This window comes from Nonomuraea sp. NPDC004354, from assembly GCF_053602555.1.
In genome coordinates this window covers 741,728-756,832 of record NZ_JBSGDV010000001.1, presented here as the reverse complement: position 1 = coordinate 756,832, position 15,105 = coordinate 741,728, and the positions used below count along the sequence as shown (strand labels likewise).

The window sequence follows — 15,105 nt, the reverse complement described above, 5'->3', positions numbered from 1 at the left end:
CAGACCCAGGCCCAGACCCAGGCGCGGGTCCAGGCCCGGGTCCAGGTCCGGGTCCGGGTCCAGGAGGGGGTCCAGGCGCGGGTCCAGGTCCGAGTCCAGGTCCAGGAGTGGGTTCAGGTCCAGGTCCAGGAGTGGGTCCGGGTCCGGGGTCCAGGGGTGGGAGGGAATGCCGGCCGGGGCGCACGGCCTCCTGCCGACGGCCGGCACCCTGAAGAGATTTTGACAACCATTTTCATTCTGGTTCATACTGGGTGGTGTGATGCCCCTTAAGACCCGTTTCCTCACCTTGATCTCCGGCGGGATGCTGCTGGCCGCCACCGCCGCCTGCGGAGCGGGCGCCGCCGAGACCGAGCCCGTGGCCGCCGTCGAGGCCGGCGACAAGGCGAAGGTCGTGGCCAGCTTCTACCCCCTGCAGTGGCTGACCGAGCAGGTCGCCGGTCCGGACGCGACCGTCGCGACGCTGACCGCGCCCGGGGTCGAGCCGCACGACCTGGAGCTGACGCCGCAGCAGGTCGCCGAGATCGGCGGGGCCACGCTCACCGCCTACGTCAAGGGGCTGCAGCCCGCGGTGGACGAGGCGGTCGAGCAGAACGGGGCCGGCAAGGAGTTCGACGCGGCCGCCGCCGTACGGACCCTGCCGGCGAAGGAGGAGGCGGCCGAGGGCGCCGAGGGGCACGACCACGAGCACGAGATCTCCTACGACCCGCACCTGTGGCTCGACCCCAGCACGTTCGCGGGCGTGGCGACCAAGCTCGGCGAGCGGCTGGCCGCCGCCGACCCCGCGCACGCGCAGGCCTTCAAGGACCGCGCGGCCAAGACGGCAGCCGCCCTCACCGCGCTCGACCAGGAGTTCGCCAAGGGCCTGTCGACCTGCTCGGCCAGGTCGATCGTGACCGCGCACGAGGCCTTCGGCTACCTGGCCGACCGCTACCAGCTCAAGCAGGTCGGCCTGACCCTCGACCCCGAGTCCGAGCCGTCCCCCGCCCGCATCGCGGAGGTGGCCAAGGTGGCCAAGGCCGAGAAGGTCACTACCATCTTCACCGAGGCCCTCGTCAGCCCCAAGGTCGCCGAGGTCCTCGCTCATGAGGTGGGGGCGAAGACCGCGGTGCTCGACCCCCTGGAGAGCGCGCCGTCCAGCGGCGACTACCTGACGGCCATGCGCCAGAACCTCTCGACCCTGCGAACCGCACTGGGATGCACAGCGTGACAGCAGTCTTCGACATGACCGGCGGCCAGGTGACCCTGGACCGCCGGTCCGTGCTTCGCGGCGTCGATCTGACCATCGGCTCCGGCGAGGTCGTCGCCATCATGGGAGCCAACGGATCGGGCAAGTCCACCCTGGTCAAGGCCCTGCTCGGGCTCATCCCCCTGTCCGGGGGCCAGACCCTCCTGTACGGCAGGCCGCCCGCGCGCTTCCGCGAGTGGTGGCGCGTCGGCTACGTCCCGCAGCGGCTGCAGGTGGGCGGCGGCGTGCCGGCGACGGTCCGCGAGGTCGTCGCCTCGGGCAGGATCGCCCGCCAGCGTCGCCTGCGCCCCACCGACGCGGCCGACAGGCTCGCCGTCGAGCGGGCGCTGGAGTCGGTGTCGCTGGCCGACCGGGCGGGCGACTCGGTCCAGCAGCTGTCCGGCGGCCAGCAGCAGCGGGTGCTCATCGCCCGCGCCCTGGCCGGCGAGCCCGACCTGTACGTCATGGACGAGCCCAACGCCGGCGTCGACGCCGAGAGCCAGCGGCTGCTCGCCGGCACCCTCACCACGCTGGTGGCCCGCGGCAAGACGATCGTGCTGGTCATGCACGAGCTCGGCCCGCTCGAGCCGCTCATCACCCGCGGCGTGGTGGTCCGCGACGGCGTGATCGCCCACGACGGCGTGCCGCCGCGGCCGGAGGGCGACTGCGCCAAGCCGGGGCACGAGCACGTCCACCCGCACGCCGAGGAGCCCGTCACCGGGCCGCTGGCGGGATGGCGGGCAGAGGCGTGATCGAGCTGCTCCAGCTTCCCTTCATGCAGCGGGCGGTGGCCGCCGCGCTGCTGGTCGGGCTGTGCGCGCCGCTGGTCGGCACCTTCATCGTGCAGCGCCGCCTGGCCCTGCTCGGCGACGGCATCGGCCACGTGGCGCTGACCGGCGTCGCGCTCGGCTTCCTCACCGGCACCGCGCCCGTGCTGACCGCCATCGCGGTGTCGGTCGTCGGCGCGGTGGCCATCGAGCTGGTGCGGGCGCGCGGCCGTACCAGCGGTGACGTGGCGCTGGCGCTGCTGTTCTACGGCGGCATCGCGGGCGGGGTGATGCTGATCTCCATCGCGCCCGGCGGCAGCAACGCCAAGCTGACCTCGTACCTGTTCGGCGCCATCGCCAGCGTGACCGCCCAGGACCTGTGGGTGATCGGCGCGCTGGCCGTCGCCGTGATCGCGGTGGTGGCCGTCTTCGGCAGGGAGCTGTTCGTGCTCTGCCAGGACGAGGAGGTGGCCAAGGCCAGCGGGCTGCCGGTGCGGTTCCTGAGCCTGCTCATCGCCGTCACCGCCGCGCTCACCGTCGTGATCGCCATGCGCGTCGTGGGGCTGCTGCTGGTCAGCGCGCTCATGGTGATCCCCGTGGCCACGAGCCAGCAGTTCACCAGGGGCTTCCGGGCCACCATGCTGCTGTCGATGGCCTTCGGCGTCCTCGCGGCCGTCGGCGGGCTGCTGGGTTCCACCTTCTCCGCCAAGGTGCCGCCGGGCGCCGCCATCGTTCTTCTCGCTCTCGCCGGCTTCGTGCTGGCCCTGGTGGTCGGTAGATTCGTACGGCGAGGCCGAACCCAGGAGAGCAATCCATGACCACTCGTCGCGATGCCGTTCATGACACCCTTCGCAGGAGCGAAGGTTTCCGCAGCGCGCAGGACGTCTACGCCGAGATGCGCTCCGACGGCGCCAAGATCGGCCTGACCACGGTCTACCGGGCGCTCCAGGCCCTGGCCGACGGCGGCAAGGTCGACGTGCTGCGCACCGACGACGGTGAGTCGGTCTACCGCGCCTGCGCCAGCGGCGACCACCACCACCATCTGGTCTGCCGCCGCTGTGGCCGCACGGTCGAGGTGGCCGGGCCCGACGTCGAGCGCTGGGCCGAGTCCGTCGGCGCCGAACACGGGTTCACCGAGGTCACCCACACCGTCGAGGTCTTCGGCACCTGCGCCGCCTGCTCGGCCGCCGCGCGCGCCTCCTGACACCCGGACGTGCCAGAGGGCACGAAACGGGTATGTGCACCGCAGGAAGGCCCCCGGCACTCCGCGTGGGAGATACGCTGTGCCCCCACGCTGGAGTAGGCCACGACAGGAGCTGACATGCCGTTTGGCCATGACATGGTGTATTCGCTCGCCACGGCCGTCGACCTGGTGAACACCTCACCGTCGACGGGTGGCGACGAACGGCTCGGCGATCTCGACGACCTGGCCGAGTTCGTCAGGGTGCGCCAGGTCAGCGGCATCCAGACCCTCACCCCACGCGACCTGGGGCAGGTCAGGATGCTGCGCGAGGATCTTCACCGCGTCTTCACCGCACCCGATCAGGCCACCGCGCTGCGGCTGCTCAACACGCTGCTGACGGACACGCGCATCACCCCGAGGCTGACCGAGCACGACGGTCACCCGGTCCACATGCACTACTTCGCGCCCGACGCCTCGCTGGCCGAGCACCTGGCGGCCGACTGCGGGATCGCGCTCGCGCACCTGCTGGTCGAGGGCGAGTGGGAGCGGCTGCGCACCTGCTCGGCGCCCGACTGCGACCACGTCTTCGTGGACGAGTCGCGCAACAGGTCACGCGTCTACTGCGACAGCCGCACCTGTGGCAACCGCATGCATGTCGCCGCATACCGGGCGCGGCGGCGGGCATGATGATCCGGTGACCACCGACGAGGTCAGAGACCAGGTCCCGCTGACCAATCTCGACCAGCCGCTGTTCGACGACGCGGGCGTGACCAAGCGCGACCTGGTCGACTACCTCGACACGATGCGTGACCGCATCCTGCCGGCGCTGCGCGCGCGGCCCCTGTCGGTGGTGCGGGTACGCCAGGGCCAGGCGCCCTTCATGCAGAAGAACGTGCCGTCCTACGCGCCCTCCTGGATCCGTACGGTCACCCTGTGGGCCGAGACGTCCCGCAGGGAGGTCTCCTACGCCCTGTGCGACGACCGCAGGACCCTGCTGTGGTTCGCCAACCAGCGCGCGGTGGAGTACCACCCGACGCTGGTGACCGCCGCCGGCTGGGAGCATCCCACCCACCTGGTCCTCGACCTCGACCCGCCCGCCGGCGACGACTTCCCGATGGTGGTGCGCGCCGCCGGGCTGATCCGCCAGGCGCTGGCCGACGCGGGCCTGGCGGGCGCCGTCAAGACCAGCGGCGCGAAGGGGCTGCACGTCTTCGTCCCGCTGCGGGAGGGCCTGGCGATGGCCGACGTCGCCGCCGCCACCAGGGCCCTGGCCGCGCGGGCCGAGCGGATCGACCCCGGCCTCGCCACCACGGCCTTCATCAGGGAGGACCGGGAGGGCAAGGTGTTCCTCGACTCGACCAGGGCGGGCGGGGCGACGGTGGTGGCCGCCTACAGCCCGCGCGTGCGCCCCGGCGCGCCCGTGTCGTTCCCCGTGGCGTGGGACGACCTCGACCGGGTCGCACCCGCCGACTTCACCGTCCGCACCGCCGCCGGGCTGGTGGGCACCGGCGACCCCTGGGCCGAGCTCATGCCGCTGCCGCAGGACCTGCCCGCCGACCTCGTCGAGGAGGGGCACACCATCCCCGTCGCCAGGGTGCAGGCCATGCACGAGGGCAAGCGCAGGGCCCGCGCCCGCCGGGGCTGACGGGCACCGCCTCAGCCCGCCTCAGCCCGGTGGCAGCCGAAGCCCGACAGCTCAGCCTCGGTGATGCGCGCGGGCAGGTCGAGCGGGTCGTGCTCGGGCACCTCGTCGACGCCGCGGAGCAGGCGCAGGTGCTCGACCCTAGCGCCTCGGCGGATCCACCTGGTTGGGGACGGCTCCGCCGTACCGCCGGTCGCGCTTGGCGTAGATCTCGCACGCCTCCCACAGGTCACGGCGGTCGAAGTCGGGCCAGAGCCGGTTGAGGAACACCATCTCGGCGTAGGCCGACTGCCACAGCAGGAAGTTGGAGAAGCGCTGCTCGCCCGAGGAGCGGACGAACAGGTCGACCTCGGGGATGTCCGGCTCGTCGAGGTAGCGGGCGAACACCTTCTCGCTCACCCGGCCCGGCTTGACCCGGCCCGCCGCGATGTCCTGGGCCAGCTTGACCGCGGCGTCGACGATCTCGGCCTGCCCGCCGTAGTTGACGCAGAACTGCAGCGTGAGCGTGCGGTTGTTCCTGGTCATCTCCTCGGCGTCCTGCAGCTCGGCGATGACGCTCTTCCACAGCCGGCCCGGCCGGCCGGCCCAGCGCACCCGCACGCCCATCGCGTGGAGCTCGTCGCGGCGGCGGCGGATCACGTCGCGGTTGAAGCCCATGAGGAAGCGGACCTCGTCGGGCGAGCGCTTCCAGTTCTCCGTGGAGAAGGCGTAGGCGCTGAGGTACGGGATGCCCAGCTCGAGCGCGCCCTCGATGACGTCGAACAGCGAGGCCTCGCCGGCCTTGTGCCCTTCCGTCCGCGGCAGGCCGCGCTGCTTGGCCCACCGGCCGTTGCCGTCCATGACGATGGCGACGTGCTTCGGCACCAGGTCCCGCGGGATCGGCGGGGGCACCGCACCCGACGGGTGCGGTGCAGGGGGACGGACGTTCACCGGGCTGGCTCCCTTTCTACGTGGCGGAGAGAACGAATGCCGTGTTCGAGATGCCACTGCAGGTAGGCGGCCACCAGCCCGCTGCACTCGGACCGGTGGCGCGCCTCGGAGGCGTCGGCCGTGTCCCAGTCGCCGCGCAGCAGCGCCGTCATCAGGATGAGGGTCTCTCCCGCGGGTACGGCGGCGCCGGCGGGACGGCACGACCCGCACACCGCGCCGCCGGCCACGATGGCGAACGCCCGCACCGACTCGCCGCCGCACCTGGCGCACTCCCGCAGCGCGGGCGCGTAACCGGCGACCGCGAGCGAGCGCAGGAAGTAGGCGTCGAGCACCAGCCTGGGCTCGTGGCTGCCGTCGGCCAGCGTGCGCAGCCCGCCGACCAGCAGCAGGAACTGCCTGAGCGCGGGCTCCTTCTCGCCCTGGGTGAGCCGGTCGGCCGTCTCCAGCATGGCGCTGCCGGCCGTGTAGCGGGGGTAGTCGTGGGCCAGCGCCTCGCCGTACGGATGGATGGTCTCCGCCTGCGTGATCACGTCGAGCGTGCGACCCACGTGCAGTTGGAGATCGACATGTGTGAAAGGCTCGAGGCGCGCGCCGAACCTGGAGGTGGTGCGGCGCACGCCCTTGGCGACGCCGCGCACCTTGCCCGTGCGCTTGGTGAGGAGGGTGACGATCCTGTCGGCTTCGCCCAGCTTCTGGGTCCGCAGGACGACGCCCTCGTCTCGGTAGAGACTCACTGGTCCAGTCTAGGGTGACCTTGGGGTGGACCGGCTTTACCCGAGTCTCACTAGACTTTGACACCTGCCCCTGTTTTACCTGTTGTTCTACCCCCCGCAACTGCCTCGAAAGGGTGACATGACCCGCGTGGTCCTGCTGGGCTCTTCGCCCGGCCCCGACACCGCTCCGACCGGCCTGAGGCTGGCCGCCCTCCCCGGCTCGCCCACCGTCGGCGAGCGACTGCGCGCCCAGGCGCTCTCGCTCGACCCGCAGCCGCTTCTCGTCCAGCGCGCCGATCTCGCCACCGCCCTGCGCGCCATCGCCCAGATCGCCGAGTCGGCCGAGGAGAACCTCCTCCTCCTGCCCGAGAACTCGGTCATCCACGACGAGCTGATCTACCAGATCACCAAGGCCAAGCGCGGCGCCATCACGCTCGTGGCCAAGGAGCCGCGCGCGGAGGACGAGAACGGCGAGCGGATCGCCTACGACGTGCCCATCGAGGAGGCGGCGCCCGAGATCGGCGGCAACAGCCTCGAAGGGCTCATGGTCCGCACCCGCGTGGGCAAGTCGCGCGTCATCTCGGTCGGCACCGCCCACCACGCCGTCACCCGGCCCAACGCGATCCTGCTCGGCCCGCTCCACCTCACCACGCGCAACCTGCCCGTGCTCGCCGAGGCCTGCCGCGAGCTGGCCGACCTGGCCCACCTGTTCGGCCCCGAGGACGACCTGGCCCAGCTGATCATCTTCGGCCTGGTCCGCAAGGGCGTCTCCGTCGGCATCCGCGGCCGCCGCGACCTGTTCTTCCGCCGCATCACCACCCAGGCCGAGGCCAACGAGGCCGCCACCGAGATGTCCGGCATGGACGAGGACCGTGCCAGGCTCAACAACGCGGTCAAGGGCGCCGACGGCTTCTTCACCACCTACTTCGTCAGCACCTACTCCCGCTTCATCGCCCGCTGGGCGGCGCGGCGCGGGCTGACGCCCAACCAGGTCACGCTGATCTCCATCTTCCTCGGCGTGGCCGCCGCTCTCTGCTTCGCCACCGGCCAGCGGCTCGGCATGGTCGCCGGCGGCGTGCTGATCTACTTCGCGTTCGTCTTCGACTGCGTCGACGGCCAGGTCGCCCGCTACGCCCGCAAGTTCGGCGTGCTCGGCGCCTGGCTCGACGCGACGTTCGACAGGTTCAAGGAGTACGTCGTCTTCGCCGGCCTGGCCGTCGGCTACGTCGTCGCAGGGCACGGCGACGACATCTGGATCCTGGCGCTGGCCGCGATCTCCCTGCAGTCGGTCAAGCACCTGCTCGACTTCTCCTTCGGCGCGGCCAACCGGCGCAAGGCGCCGTCCCCGCTGCCCACCACCCCGATGACCGCGCCCGACGACCGCGACCTGCGCAAGGCGCTGGAGCGGCGCAAGGTCGAGCGCAGCACCGGCATCCGCGGCGTGCTCAAGATGTGGACCAAGGCGGGCAAGTTCCGCTTCGTCTACTGGGCGCGCAAGATGGTCGTGTTCCCCATCGGCGAGCGGTTCGCGGCCATCGCGATCACCGCCGCCCTCTTCGACGCCCGGGTCACCTTCATCACCCTGCTGATCTGGGGAAGCGTCGCCTCCGCCTACACCGTCACTGGACGCGTCATGAGGTCTCTCGCATGATCACGCAGCCGCAGACCACCGCCACCTCCGCTCCCGACCCCGACGAGGAACGGCGCCGCATCCAGACCGCCAGGCTCCTGGCCTACCGCGATGACGGTCCGCTGGTCCACGCCCTCGCCTCGCGCCTGGGCAAGGGCCTGCCCCCGGTCCCCACGCTGCTGGTCGCGCTCCTGGCGACGATCGGCCTGGCCGTCGCGGGCCTGTCGCCGCTCATCTCCGTCGCCGTCATGATCGTGCTCGTGCTGCCCACGGGGGCGCGTGACCACCTCGGCCGCCTCGACTGGCTCGTGCCGCCGCTGCTGCGCGGCACCGAGTTCCTCGTCGTCATCCTGGTCGGCCTGGCCTACGACGCGCCCAAGTGGCTGCTGTTCGTGCTGCTGTACGTGGTCGGCTACCACACCTACGACACCGTCTACCGCACCAGGCAGAGCATCTGGCCGCCCACGTGGGTCTTCATGGCCGGTCTCGGCTGGGAGGTCCGCCTGCTGATCATCGCGGCGGGCGCGGCTCTGGGCGTGCTGACCCCGGTGCTGTACGTGCTGACGGCCTACCTGTTCGTGCTGTTCGCGGTGGAGAGCGTGACGAGCTGGGTACGGCTCGACAAGGCCTCGGCGCAGGCCAGCGCCGACGCCGAGCAGGACCTGGAGGCCTCGCCCGAAGAGGTGCTGGAGCAGGCCACCGGCGAGGCCGAGAAGGCCTGACACCGGGGCTCCGGAGAGAGTCCCTGTCAGGTTTCCCAGTCCGGGGCCGTGCGAATGAACCGCGGCCCCGGCTGCGTGTACGGGGGTCCAGATCTCCTCGGCGAAGAGCGCTCTCCGAGAGCTAGCCCGCCCACCGACAGGGTGTCAATACGTGGTTGACAGCGCTGGAATACCATGGTCACATCAAGGCCAGAGAGCGCTCTCTCGTCCGTTGCCCCCCGCTCGCACGGAGAACCGCCATGCCCTCCACGTTCCTCACCCGCCTGGCCGCGACGGTGGCCGGGATCCTGGCGGCGGGCGCCCTCGTGGCCGCCGTGCCGCCGACCCCCACCGGCTGGAGCCTGGTGTGGGCCGACGACTTCGACGGCCCCGCCGGGTCCCCGCCGTCCTCCGGCAACTGGATCATCGACACCGGGCACTCCTACCCCGGCGGCCCCGCCAACTGGGGCACCGGGGAGATCCAGAACTACACCGCCGATCCGGCGAACGTCCGCCTCGACGGCGCGGGCAACCTGCGCATCACCCCGATCGGCAGCGGGCAGAACTGGACCTCGGCCCGCGTCGAGACCCGCCGCGCCGACTTCAAGCCCGCCGCCGGCCGCATCCTGCGGATCGAGGGCCGGATCCAGATGCCCGACGTCACGGGCGACGCCGCGCTCGGCTACTGGCCCGCCTTCTGGGCGCTCGGCTCGCCGTACCGGGGGAACTACTGGAACTGGCCGGGCATCGGCGAGTTCGACATCATGGAGAACGTCAACGGGATCAACGCGGTCTGGGGCGTGCTGCACTGCGGTGTCAACCCGGGCGGGCCCTGCAACGAGACCTCCGGGCTCGGCGCCAGCCGGGCGTGTCCCGGCTCCACCTGCCAGTCGGCCTTCCACACCTACCGCTTCGAGTGGGACCGCAGCGTCTCCCCCAACCAGCTGCGCTGGTACGTCGACGGCCAGCGGTTCCACAGCGTCAGCCAGGCCCAGTTCGACGCGGGCACCTGGAACGCCATGACCGGCCACGCCGGCTACTTCCTCCTGCTGAACGTGGCCATGGGCGGCGCCTTCCCGAACGCGCTGGCCGGGCCGACGCCCACCGCGGCGACCGTGTCGGGCCGGCCGATGGTCGTCGACTACGTGGCCGTCTGGCAGAGCGGCGGCGGCACCCAGCCCACCGACCCGCCCACCGAGCCGCCGGGCGGGGTCGACGCCCGCTCCACCATCCAGGCCGAGCGCTTCCAGGCCCAGTCGGGCACCATCGTCGAGGCGACCACCGACACGGGCGGCGGCCAGAACGTCGGCGCGATCGCCAACGGCGACTGGCTCCGCTTCGACGGCGTGAACTTCGGCAGCACGCCCGCCCGGCAGTTCGTCGCGCGCGTCGCCTCAGGCGCGGCGGGCGGGGTGAGCGGTCTGGTCCAGGTACGGCTCGGCAGCCCCACCGCGGCCCCCGTCGGCGACTTCGCGATCGCGAGCACCGGCGGCTGGCAGAGCTGGCGCACCGTTCCCGCCAACATCGCGCCGACCACCGGCACGCACACGGTCTACCTGACCTTCGCCAGCGGCCAGCCGGCCGACTTCGTCAACGTCAACTGGTTCACGTTCGCCACCTAGCGTCGCGGCGCCTCGCCGTCGTAGGCCACGGCGGGGGCGATGCGCGTGACCTCTCCTCGTTCGGCGGGCTGGTCCTTGAAGCGCATCAGGCCTCCAACGCGGTCCGCGTGGTTTCGACGCTGAACGCTGATCTCGCGCCCGCGCCGGAGACGCGGGCGCGACCTGCCTGCGCCGAGCCGCTGGCTGTACAGGACAGGCTGTATACAGGGGGACGTGGAACTGGATCGGTTGGATCGGGACATCATCGGGGCGCTGGTCGACGATGCCCGAGCGACATATGCACAAATCGGACAGCGCATCGGCCTGTCGGCGTCGGCGGTGAAGCGCAGGGTGGACCGCCTGCGCGACGCGGGCGCGATCACCGGGTTCAGCGCCCGCATCGCCCCGCAGGCGCTCGGCTGGACCACCGAGGCCTACGTGGAGCTGTTCTGCCAGGGCAAGACCTCCCCCGCCGCGATCGGCCTGGCGATCGCCCGCCATCCCGAGGTGGTCTCGGCCTGCACGATCACCGGCGAGGCCGACGCGCTGCTGCACATCAGGGCCACTGACGTGCGGCACGTGGAGCGGGTGATCGAGCGGATCGCGGCCGAGCCGTTCGTCGTGCGGACCAAGAGCTCGATCGTGCTGTCGCGGCTGGTGGACGAGGCGCAACGGATCGGCGCCGGAATGCCACAAGACGCAACAAACCCGCCCCAACACGCAATATCGGGCGCTTGGCCTGCGTAAACACTGTTCCTAGGCTGCTGCCGTCCCCCTCGACGAGTTGGAGCCGCAGCATGCCCAAGCACTTCCTGATGTGCCGACCTGACTTCTTCGCGGTGGAGTACGCGATCAATCCGTGGATGGATCCGGACGCGGGTGCCGACCGCGCCGTCGCCATCAGGCAATGGGAGGGGTTGAAGGCGGCCTACGAGGAGCTCGGTCACCGGGTCAGCCTGATCGACCCGATCGACGGCCTGCCCGACATGGTGTTCGCCGCCAACGGCGCGCTCGTGGCGGGCGGCAGGGTCTACGGTGCCCGCTTCGCCTTCCCGGAGCGGGCCGCCGAGGGCCCGGCCTACCTGAGCTGGTTCGCCGAGCGTGGCTACCCGACGTACGAGCCTGCCCACGTGAACGAGGGCGAGGGCGACTTCCTCGCCATGGACGAGGTGATCCTGGCGGGCACCGGCTTCCGCACCTCGCGCGAGGCGCACAGCGAGGCGCAGGAGTTCCTGGGCCGCCCCGTCGTCTCGCTCCAGCTGGTCGACCCGCGCTTCTACCACCTCGACACCGCGCTGTTCCCGCTGCACGGGCGGAATATCGCCTACTACCCCGGAGCGTTCTCCGAGGGGAGCCGGCGCGTCCTGCGGCGGATGTTCCCGGACGCGGTGATCGCGGGTGCCGACGACGCCGAGGTGCTCGGTCTCAACGCCGTCAGCGACGGCACCAACGTCGTGATCAACGTGGAGGCGCACGACCTCCAGCTGGACCTCAAGCGGCGTGGATACGAGGTGATCCCCGTCGACCTCAGCGAGCTGCGCAAGGCGGGCGGCGGTCCCAAGTGCTGCACACTGGAAATCAGGGGGGAGAACTGACAATGACCACCAGTGCGGAACACATCGAGGTAAGCGAGCGCCGTAGCGCGCACAACTACCATCCGCTGCCCGTCGTGATCCACGAGGCGCACGGCGCCTGGGTGACCGACGTCGAAGGCAAGCGATACCTGGACTTCCTGTCCGGCTATTCGAGCCTCAACTTCGGCCACGGCAACCCGAAGATCATCGAGGCGGCGCAGGAGCAGCTCAGGAACCTCACCCTGACCAGCAGGGCGTTCTACCACGACCAGTTCGCCACGTTCTGCGCCGGGCTCGGCGACCTGACCGGCAAGGACATGGTCCTGCCGATGAACACCGGCGCCGAGGCCGTCGAGACCGCGATCAAGGTGGCCCGCAAGTGGGGCTACAAGGTCAAGGGGGTGGCGCGGGACCAGGCCAACATCATCGTGATGGAGGACAACTTCCACGGCCGCACCACCACGATCGTCAGCTTCTCCACCGACGACGACGCACACGCGGACTTCGGCCCGTACACCCCCGGCTTCAAGATCGTGAAGTACGGCTCGGCCGAGGCGATCCGCGAGGCGATCGACGCCCACACGGTGGCGGTGCTGGTCGAGCCGATCCAGGGCGAGGCGGGCGTGCTCGTGCCGCCGGACGGCTACCTGACCCAGGTACGCGAGCTGTGCACGGAGCACAACATCCTGATGATCGCCGACGAGATCCAGTCGGGTCTCGGCCGGACGGGCACCACCTTCGCCTGTGACCACGAGGGCGTCGTGCCCGACATCTACGTGCTCGGCAAGGCCCTCGGCGGCGGCGTGGTCCCCGTCTCGGCCATCGCGGCCGACGAGAACGTGCTCGGGGTCATCCAGCCCGGGCAGCACGGCTCCACGTTCGGCGGGAACCCGCTGGCCTGCGCGGTCGCCAACGCGGTGATCGAGCTGCTCAACACCGGCGAGTTCCAGGCCAGGGCGGCCAGGCTGGGGGAGATCCTGCACGGTCGCCTGCGCGAGCTGATCGGCAACGGCGTGGTGACCGTGCGCGGGCGCGGGCTGTGGGCGGGCGTCGACATCGACCCCTCGCTCGCCACGGGCCGCGCGGTGTCCAAGGCGCTGCTGGAGCGCGGCATTCTGGCCAAGGACACCCACGGCTCCACGATCAGGCTCGCCCCGCCGATCGTGATCTCCGAGGAGGACCTGCACCACGCCGTCGACCAGCTGGCCGACGCGATCGCCGCGCTCAGGTAGCCACCCCCGGTACGGCTCGCGCCCCGCGCGGCGCGAGCCGTACCGACGGTGGTCAGCGGTCGGAGCTCGGCATCATCGTCACGGTCACGGTCGGGACGGGTGCCTGCGGCGCCGACTCGGCGGGCACGTCCTGCGGCCTGGGCGGCGCGCCACTGTCCTGGGCCGCGGAGGGCGCGTCCCGATCCGGTACGGGCGTCACGGTCACCGTCGGCTCACCGGGCGCGGGCGCCGTCGACTCGGCGGACCCGGGCAGTGTCGGCTCGGCGGAGACGGGCGCCGTCGGCTCGGCCGAGAATCGCGGGTCGGCCTTCGTCGTCGGCCGGCCCACGTCCTCGCAGCTGCTGTCGTGCGCGGCGGAGGCGCTCTCCGCCGGGAGCGCGTCGACGACGGAGACATTGGTCTGCGCGGTCAGCGCGAGCACCGAGCCGACCGGCGCCCCCGCGCTCTTCGCGTCCACGACCGTCCCGCGCTCCCCCATGAACATGAAGGTCGTGGGGTCGAAGACGAGCTGTTCGAGCATGCCGCCCTGCGCCTTGCTGCCGAGCGCGGTGCCCTTGCGGCCCGCGCCGTCCTCCACTCCCTCGGCGACCTCCACCCCGGGCAGCGCCTTGGCGGCGTTGAACAGCGCCTCGCGTTGCGGCCGTGGCAGATACGTCTCCCTGATCAGGTCGCCCACCACGCCGAAGGCGTTGTTGTTGGTCACCTTGCCGCGCTTCTCCAGGTAGGCGCGCATGCCGTCCACGTCGGCCGGGAGCGTGGCGAGATAGGCGTGGTCGGAGCGGGCCTCGCCCATCCTGTCGGGGCAGTTGGCCAGCCGCATCCACTCCTTGCCCTGCCACTTGCCGGCCTCCTCCGGCATCGGCCAGCCGGGGAACTGCTTGGGCTCCAACCCTTCGATGGACAGCAGGCCGTCGGCGCTGGCGTCCGCCGAGCGCCACAGCCGGCGCTTGGTCCGGTAGAGGTATCGGGTCTCCTGCTCGCCCATGGACATGGCGGTGTACATCGTCTCCGACTCCACCAGCACGAACTGTCCCGGCTTGGGCGCCGGCTCGTCGCTCACCCCCGCCAGGACCGGCGCCGCGGGACGGGCCACCGTGCCGTCCCGTCCGGTGGCGGACAGCGTGAACGCCACGCCGCCGACCAGCGCCACGGTCAGGCCGAAGGCCCCCGCCGCCTGCCAGCCGATGCGGGGCAACCGGAAGCGGTGCCGCGCCGTGGTCTCCTGCACCAGGCGGCGGCGGGCGGTCTCCCGCGCCTCCGAGGGGTACGGTGGGACGGCCGGCCGTCCCTCGGCGAAGATCCTGATCTCATCGTCCATGCTCGGGCTCCTCCTTGAAGGGATCGATGCCGCCAAGGGCCCTGCGCACCTTCGTCCTGAGCCGGTGCAGGCGTGAGCGGACGGTGCCGACGGGGATGTCGAGTGCGAGCGCCACATCCTCGTAGGTCAGATCCGCCCACGCCACCAGCAGCAGCAGGTCCCGTTCGGCCGCCGACAGGCGCGTGAGCGCCTTGGCGAGCCTGGGTTGAAGCTGCTCCGCGGTGACCCGGTCGGCGCTGCGCTCGTCGAAGGATCCCGGCCGGTCGGGCGAGAGGCGCGCCATGGCCTGCGTACGGCGGCGCTCGGCCCTGCGGTGCTGCGCCACGACCTTGGTCGCGATGCCGTACAGCCATGGCCTGGCGTCGGAACGCGAGCGGTCGTAGCGCGCCCTGCCGCGGAAGGCGGCCAGGAACACCTCGCCCACGGCGTCCTCGGCCAGTTCGGGGCCGAGCCGCCGCGCGGCGTACCTGAAGATCTCATCGGCGTGCCGGTCGAACAGCGTGGCGAACACCTCCGGTTCGCTCACCGACTGCCCGACCAACGTCGCGTCGTCCAACGCCTGCGCCATCACCACGGGAGGGATTCCTTT

Annotated in this window: 16 protein-coding genes; 12 read left to right on the top strand and 4 right to left on the bottom strand. The window is 71.5% G+C overall.

The annotated features are described in order from the left end of the window. Window positions 1-259: 259 nt before the first annotated feature. From ACWENQ_RS03555 to ligD, 6 genes are all read left to right on the top strand, one after another. Window positions 260-1,207: a metal ABC transporter substrate-binding protein gene (locus tag ACWENQ_RS03555; protein ID WP_449917558.1), complete on the top strand. Its 948-nt coding sequence runs from the start codon at window positions 260-262 to the stop codon at window positions 1,205-1,207. After that, window positions 1,195-1,977 (top strand): metal ABC transporter ATP-binding protein, encoded by a 783-nt coding sequence (locus tag ACWENQ_RS03550; protein WP_449916634.1) that lies wholly within the window; start codon window positions 1,195-1,197, stop codon window positions 1,975-1,977. Before ACWENQ_RS03555 ends, ACWENQ_RS03550 begins: the two co-directional genes overlap by 13 nt. Beyond that, window positions 1,974-2,810, top strand: a complete 837-nt coding sequence (locus ACWENQ_RS03545) for a metal ABC transporter permease (protein WP_452412773.1) — start codon at window positions 1,974-1,976, stop codon at window positions 2,808-2,810. Before ACWENQ_RS03550 ends, ACWENQ_RS03545 begins: the two co-directional genes overlap by 4 nt. After that, window positions 2,807-3,196 carry a Fur family transcriptional regulator gene (locus ACWENQ_RS03540; RefSeq protein WP_354906547.1) on the top strand — a complete coding sequence of 130 codons (390 nt, stop codon included), beginning with the start codon at window positions 2,807-2,809 and terminating at the stop codon, window positions 3,194-3,196. Before ACWENQ_RS03545 ends, ACWENQ_RS03540 begins: the two co-directional genes overlap by 4 nt. 117 nt (window positions 3,197-3,313) lie before the next feature. Further along, window positions 3,314-3,862: a CGNR zinc finger domain-containing protein gene (locus tag ACWENQ_RS03535; protein ID WP_449916639.1), complete on the top strand. Its 549-nt coding sequence runs from the start codon at window positions 3,314-3,316 to the stop codon at window positions 3,860-3,862. A gap of 7 nt (window positions 3,863-3,869) precedes the next feature. After that, window positions 3,870-4,820 carry a non-homologous end-joining DNA ligase gene (ligD, locus tag ACWENQ_RS03530; protein WP_452412772.1) on the top strand — a complete coding sequence of 317 codons (951 nt, stop codon included), beginning with the start codon at window positions 3,870-3,872 and terminating at the stop codon, window positions 4,818-4,820. A 138-nt stretch (window positions 4,821-4,958) separates the two neighbouring features. Here the strand turns inward: ligD and ACWENQ_RS03525 are convergent, their stop codons facing one another. Next, a complete protein-coding gene (locus ACWENQ_RS03525) occupies window positions 4,959-5,747 on the bottom strand; it encodes an isoprenyl transferase (protein ID WP_449916644.1) in 789 nt (262 codons plus the stop codon). Next, on the bottom strand, window positions 5,744-6,481 hold the full coding sequence (gene recO / locus ACWENQ_RS03520; RefSeq protein WP_452412771.1) for a DNA repair protein RecO: 738 nt from the start codon (window positions 6,479-6,481) through the stop codon (window positions 5,744-5,746). The genes ACWENQ_RS03525 and recO overlap by 4 nt, the downstream gene beginning before the upstream one ends. Before the next feature lie 118 nt (window positions 6,482-6,599). On the opposite strand from recO, the gene ACWENQ_RS03515 reads away from it, so the two are divergent. The 6 genes from ACWENQ_RS03515 (at window position 6,600) to rocD (ending at window position 13,198) form a co-directional block, all read left to right on the top strand. Next, the gene (locus ACWENQ_RS03515; RefSeq protein WP_449916647.1) at window positions 6,600-8,111 is read left to right on the top strand and encodes a CDP-alcohol phosphatidyltransferase family protein; all 1,512 of its coding nucleotides are present in this window, start codon (window positions 6,600-6,602) and stop codon (window positions 8,109-8,111) included. After that, on the top strand, window positions 8,108-8,812 hold the full coding sequence (locus tag ACWENQ_RS03510; protein ID WP_452412770.1) for a DUF5941 domain-containing protein: 705 nt from the start codon (window positions 8,108-8,110) through the stop codon (window positions 8,810-8,812). Before ACWENQ_RS03515 ends, ACWENQ_RS03510 begins: the two co-directional genes overlap by 4 nt. A gap of 239 nt (window positions 8,813-9,051) precedes the next feature. Then, window positions 9,052-10,413, top strand: coding sequence for a glycoside hydrolase family 16 protein (locus tag ACWENQ_RS03505; protein WP_449916651.1), 1,362 nt, complete (start codon window positions 9,052-9,054; stop codon window positions 10,411-10,413). A gap of 213 nt (window positions 10,414-10,626) precedes the next feature. Next, window positions 10,627-11,139: an Lrp/AsnC family transcriptional regulator gene (locus ACWENQ_RS03500; protein ID WP_452412769.1), complete on the top strand. Its 513-nt coding sequence runs from the start codon at window positions 10,627-10,629 to the stop codon at window positions 11,137-11,139. Between the two features lie 50 nt (window positions 11,140-11,189). Further along, entirely contained in the window at window positions 11,190-11,987 is a 798-nt protein-coding gene (gene ddaH / locus ACWENQ_RS03495; RefSeq protein WP_354906555.1) for a dimethylargininase, read from the top strand. A 2-nt stretch (window positions 11,988-11,989) separates the two neighbouring features. After that, window positions 11,990-13,198: an ornithine--oxo-acid transaminase gene (gene rocD / locus ACWENQ_RS03490; protein ID WP_354906556.1), complete on the top strand. Its 1,209-nt coding sequence runs from the start codon at window positions 11,990-11,992 to the stop codon at window positions 13,196-13,198. A gap of 52 nt (window positions 13,199-13,250) precedes the next feature. Here the strand turns inward: rocD and ACWENQ_RS03485 are convergent, their stop codons facing one another. Together ACWENQ_RS03485 and ACWENQ_RS03480 are read right to left on the bottom strand one after the other, a co-directional pair. Further along, window positions 13,251-14,516: a CU044_5270 family protein gene (locus ACWENQ_RS03485; protein WP_452412768.1), complete on the bottom strand. Its 1,266-nt coding sequence runs from the start codon at window positions 14,514-14,516 to the stop codon at window positions 13,251-13,253. Further along, window positions 14,506-15,084 (bottom strand): RNA polymerase sigma factor, encoded by a 579-nt coding sequence (locus ACWENQ_RS03480; protein ID WP_449917561.1) that lies wholly within the window; start codon window positions 15,082-15,084, stop codon window positions 14,506-14,508. The genes ACWENQ_RS03485 and ACWENQ_RS03480 overlap by 11 nt, the downstream gene beginning before the upstream one ends. Between the last annotated feature and the right edge of the window lie 21 nt (window positions 15,085-15,105).

Excerpts from the sequence above, each read along its gene's own strand:
- ddaH (WP_354906555.1), top strand. The coding sequence starts at position 11,190 with ATGCCCAAGCACTTCCTGATGTGCCGACCTGACTTCTTCGCGGTGGAG.
- ACWENQ_RS03485 (WP_452412768.1), bottom strand. The coding sequence starts at position 14,516 with ATGGACGATGAGATCAGGATCTTCGCCGAGGGACGGCCGGCCGTCCCA.
- ACWENQ_RS03555 (WP_449917558.1), top strand. The coding sequence starts at position 260 with ATGCCCCTTAAGACCCGTTTCCTCACCTTGATCTCCGGCGGGATGCTG.
- ACWENQ_RS03535 (WP_449916639.1), top strand. The coding sequence starts at position 3,314 with ATGCCGTTTGGCCATGACATGGTGTATTCGCTCGCCACGGCCGTCGAC.
- ACWENQ_RS03540 (WP_354906547.1), top strand. The coding sequence starts at position 2,807 with ATGACCACTCGTCGCGATGCCGTTCATGACACCCTTCGCAGGAGCGAA.
- ACWENQ_RS03515 (WP_449916647.1), top strand. The coding sequence starts at position 6,600 with ATGACCCGCGTGGTCCTGCTGGGCTCTTCGCCCGGCCCCGACACCGCT.
- ACWENQ_RS03510 (WP_452412770.1), top strand. The coding sequence starts at position 8,108 with ATGATCACGCAGCCGCAGACCACCGCCACCTCCGCTCCCGACCCCGAC.
- ACWENQ_RS03505 (WP_449916651.1), top strand. The coding sequence starts at position 9,052 with ATGCCCTCCACGTTCCTCACCCGCCTGGCCGCGACGGTGGCCGGGATC.
- rocD (WP_354906556.1), top strand. The coding sequence starts at position 11,990 with ATGACCACCAGTGCGGAACACATCGAGGTAAGCGAGCGCCGTAGCGCG.
- ACWENQ_RS03550 (WP_449916634.1), top strand. The coding sequence starts at position 1,195 with ATGCACAGCGTGACAGCAGTCTTCGACATGACCGGCGGCCAGGTGACC.
- ACWENQ_RS03480 (WP_449917561.1), bottom strand. The coding sequence starts at position 15,084 with ATGGCGCAGGCGTTGGACGACGCGACGTTGGTCGGGCAGTCGGTGAGC.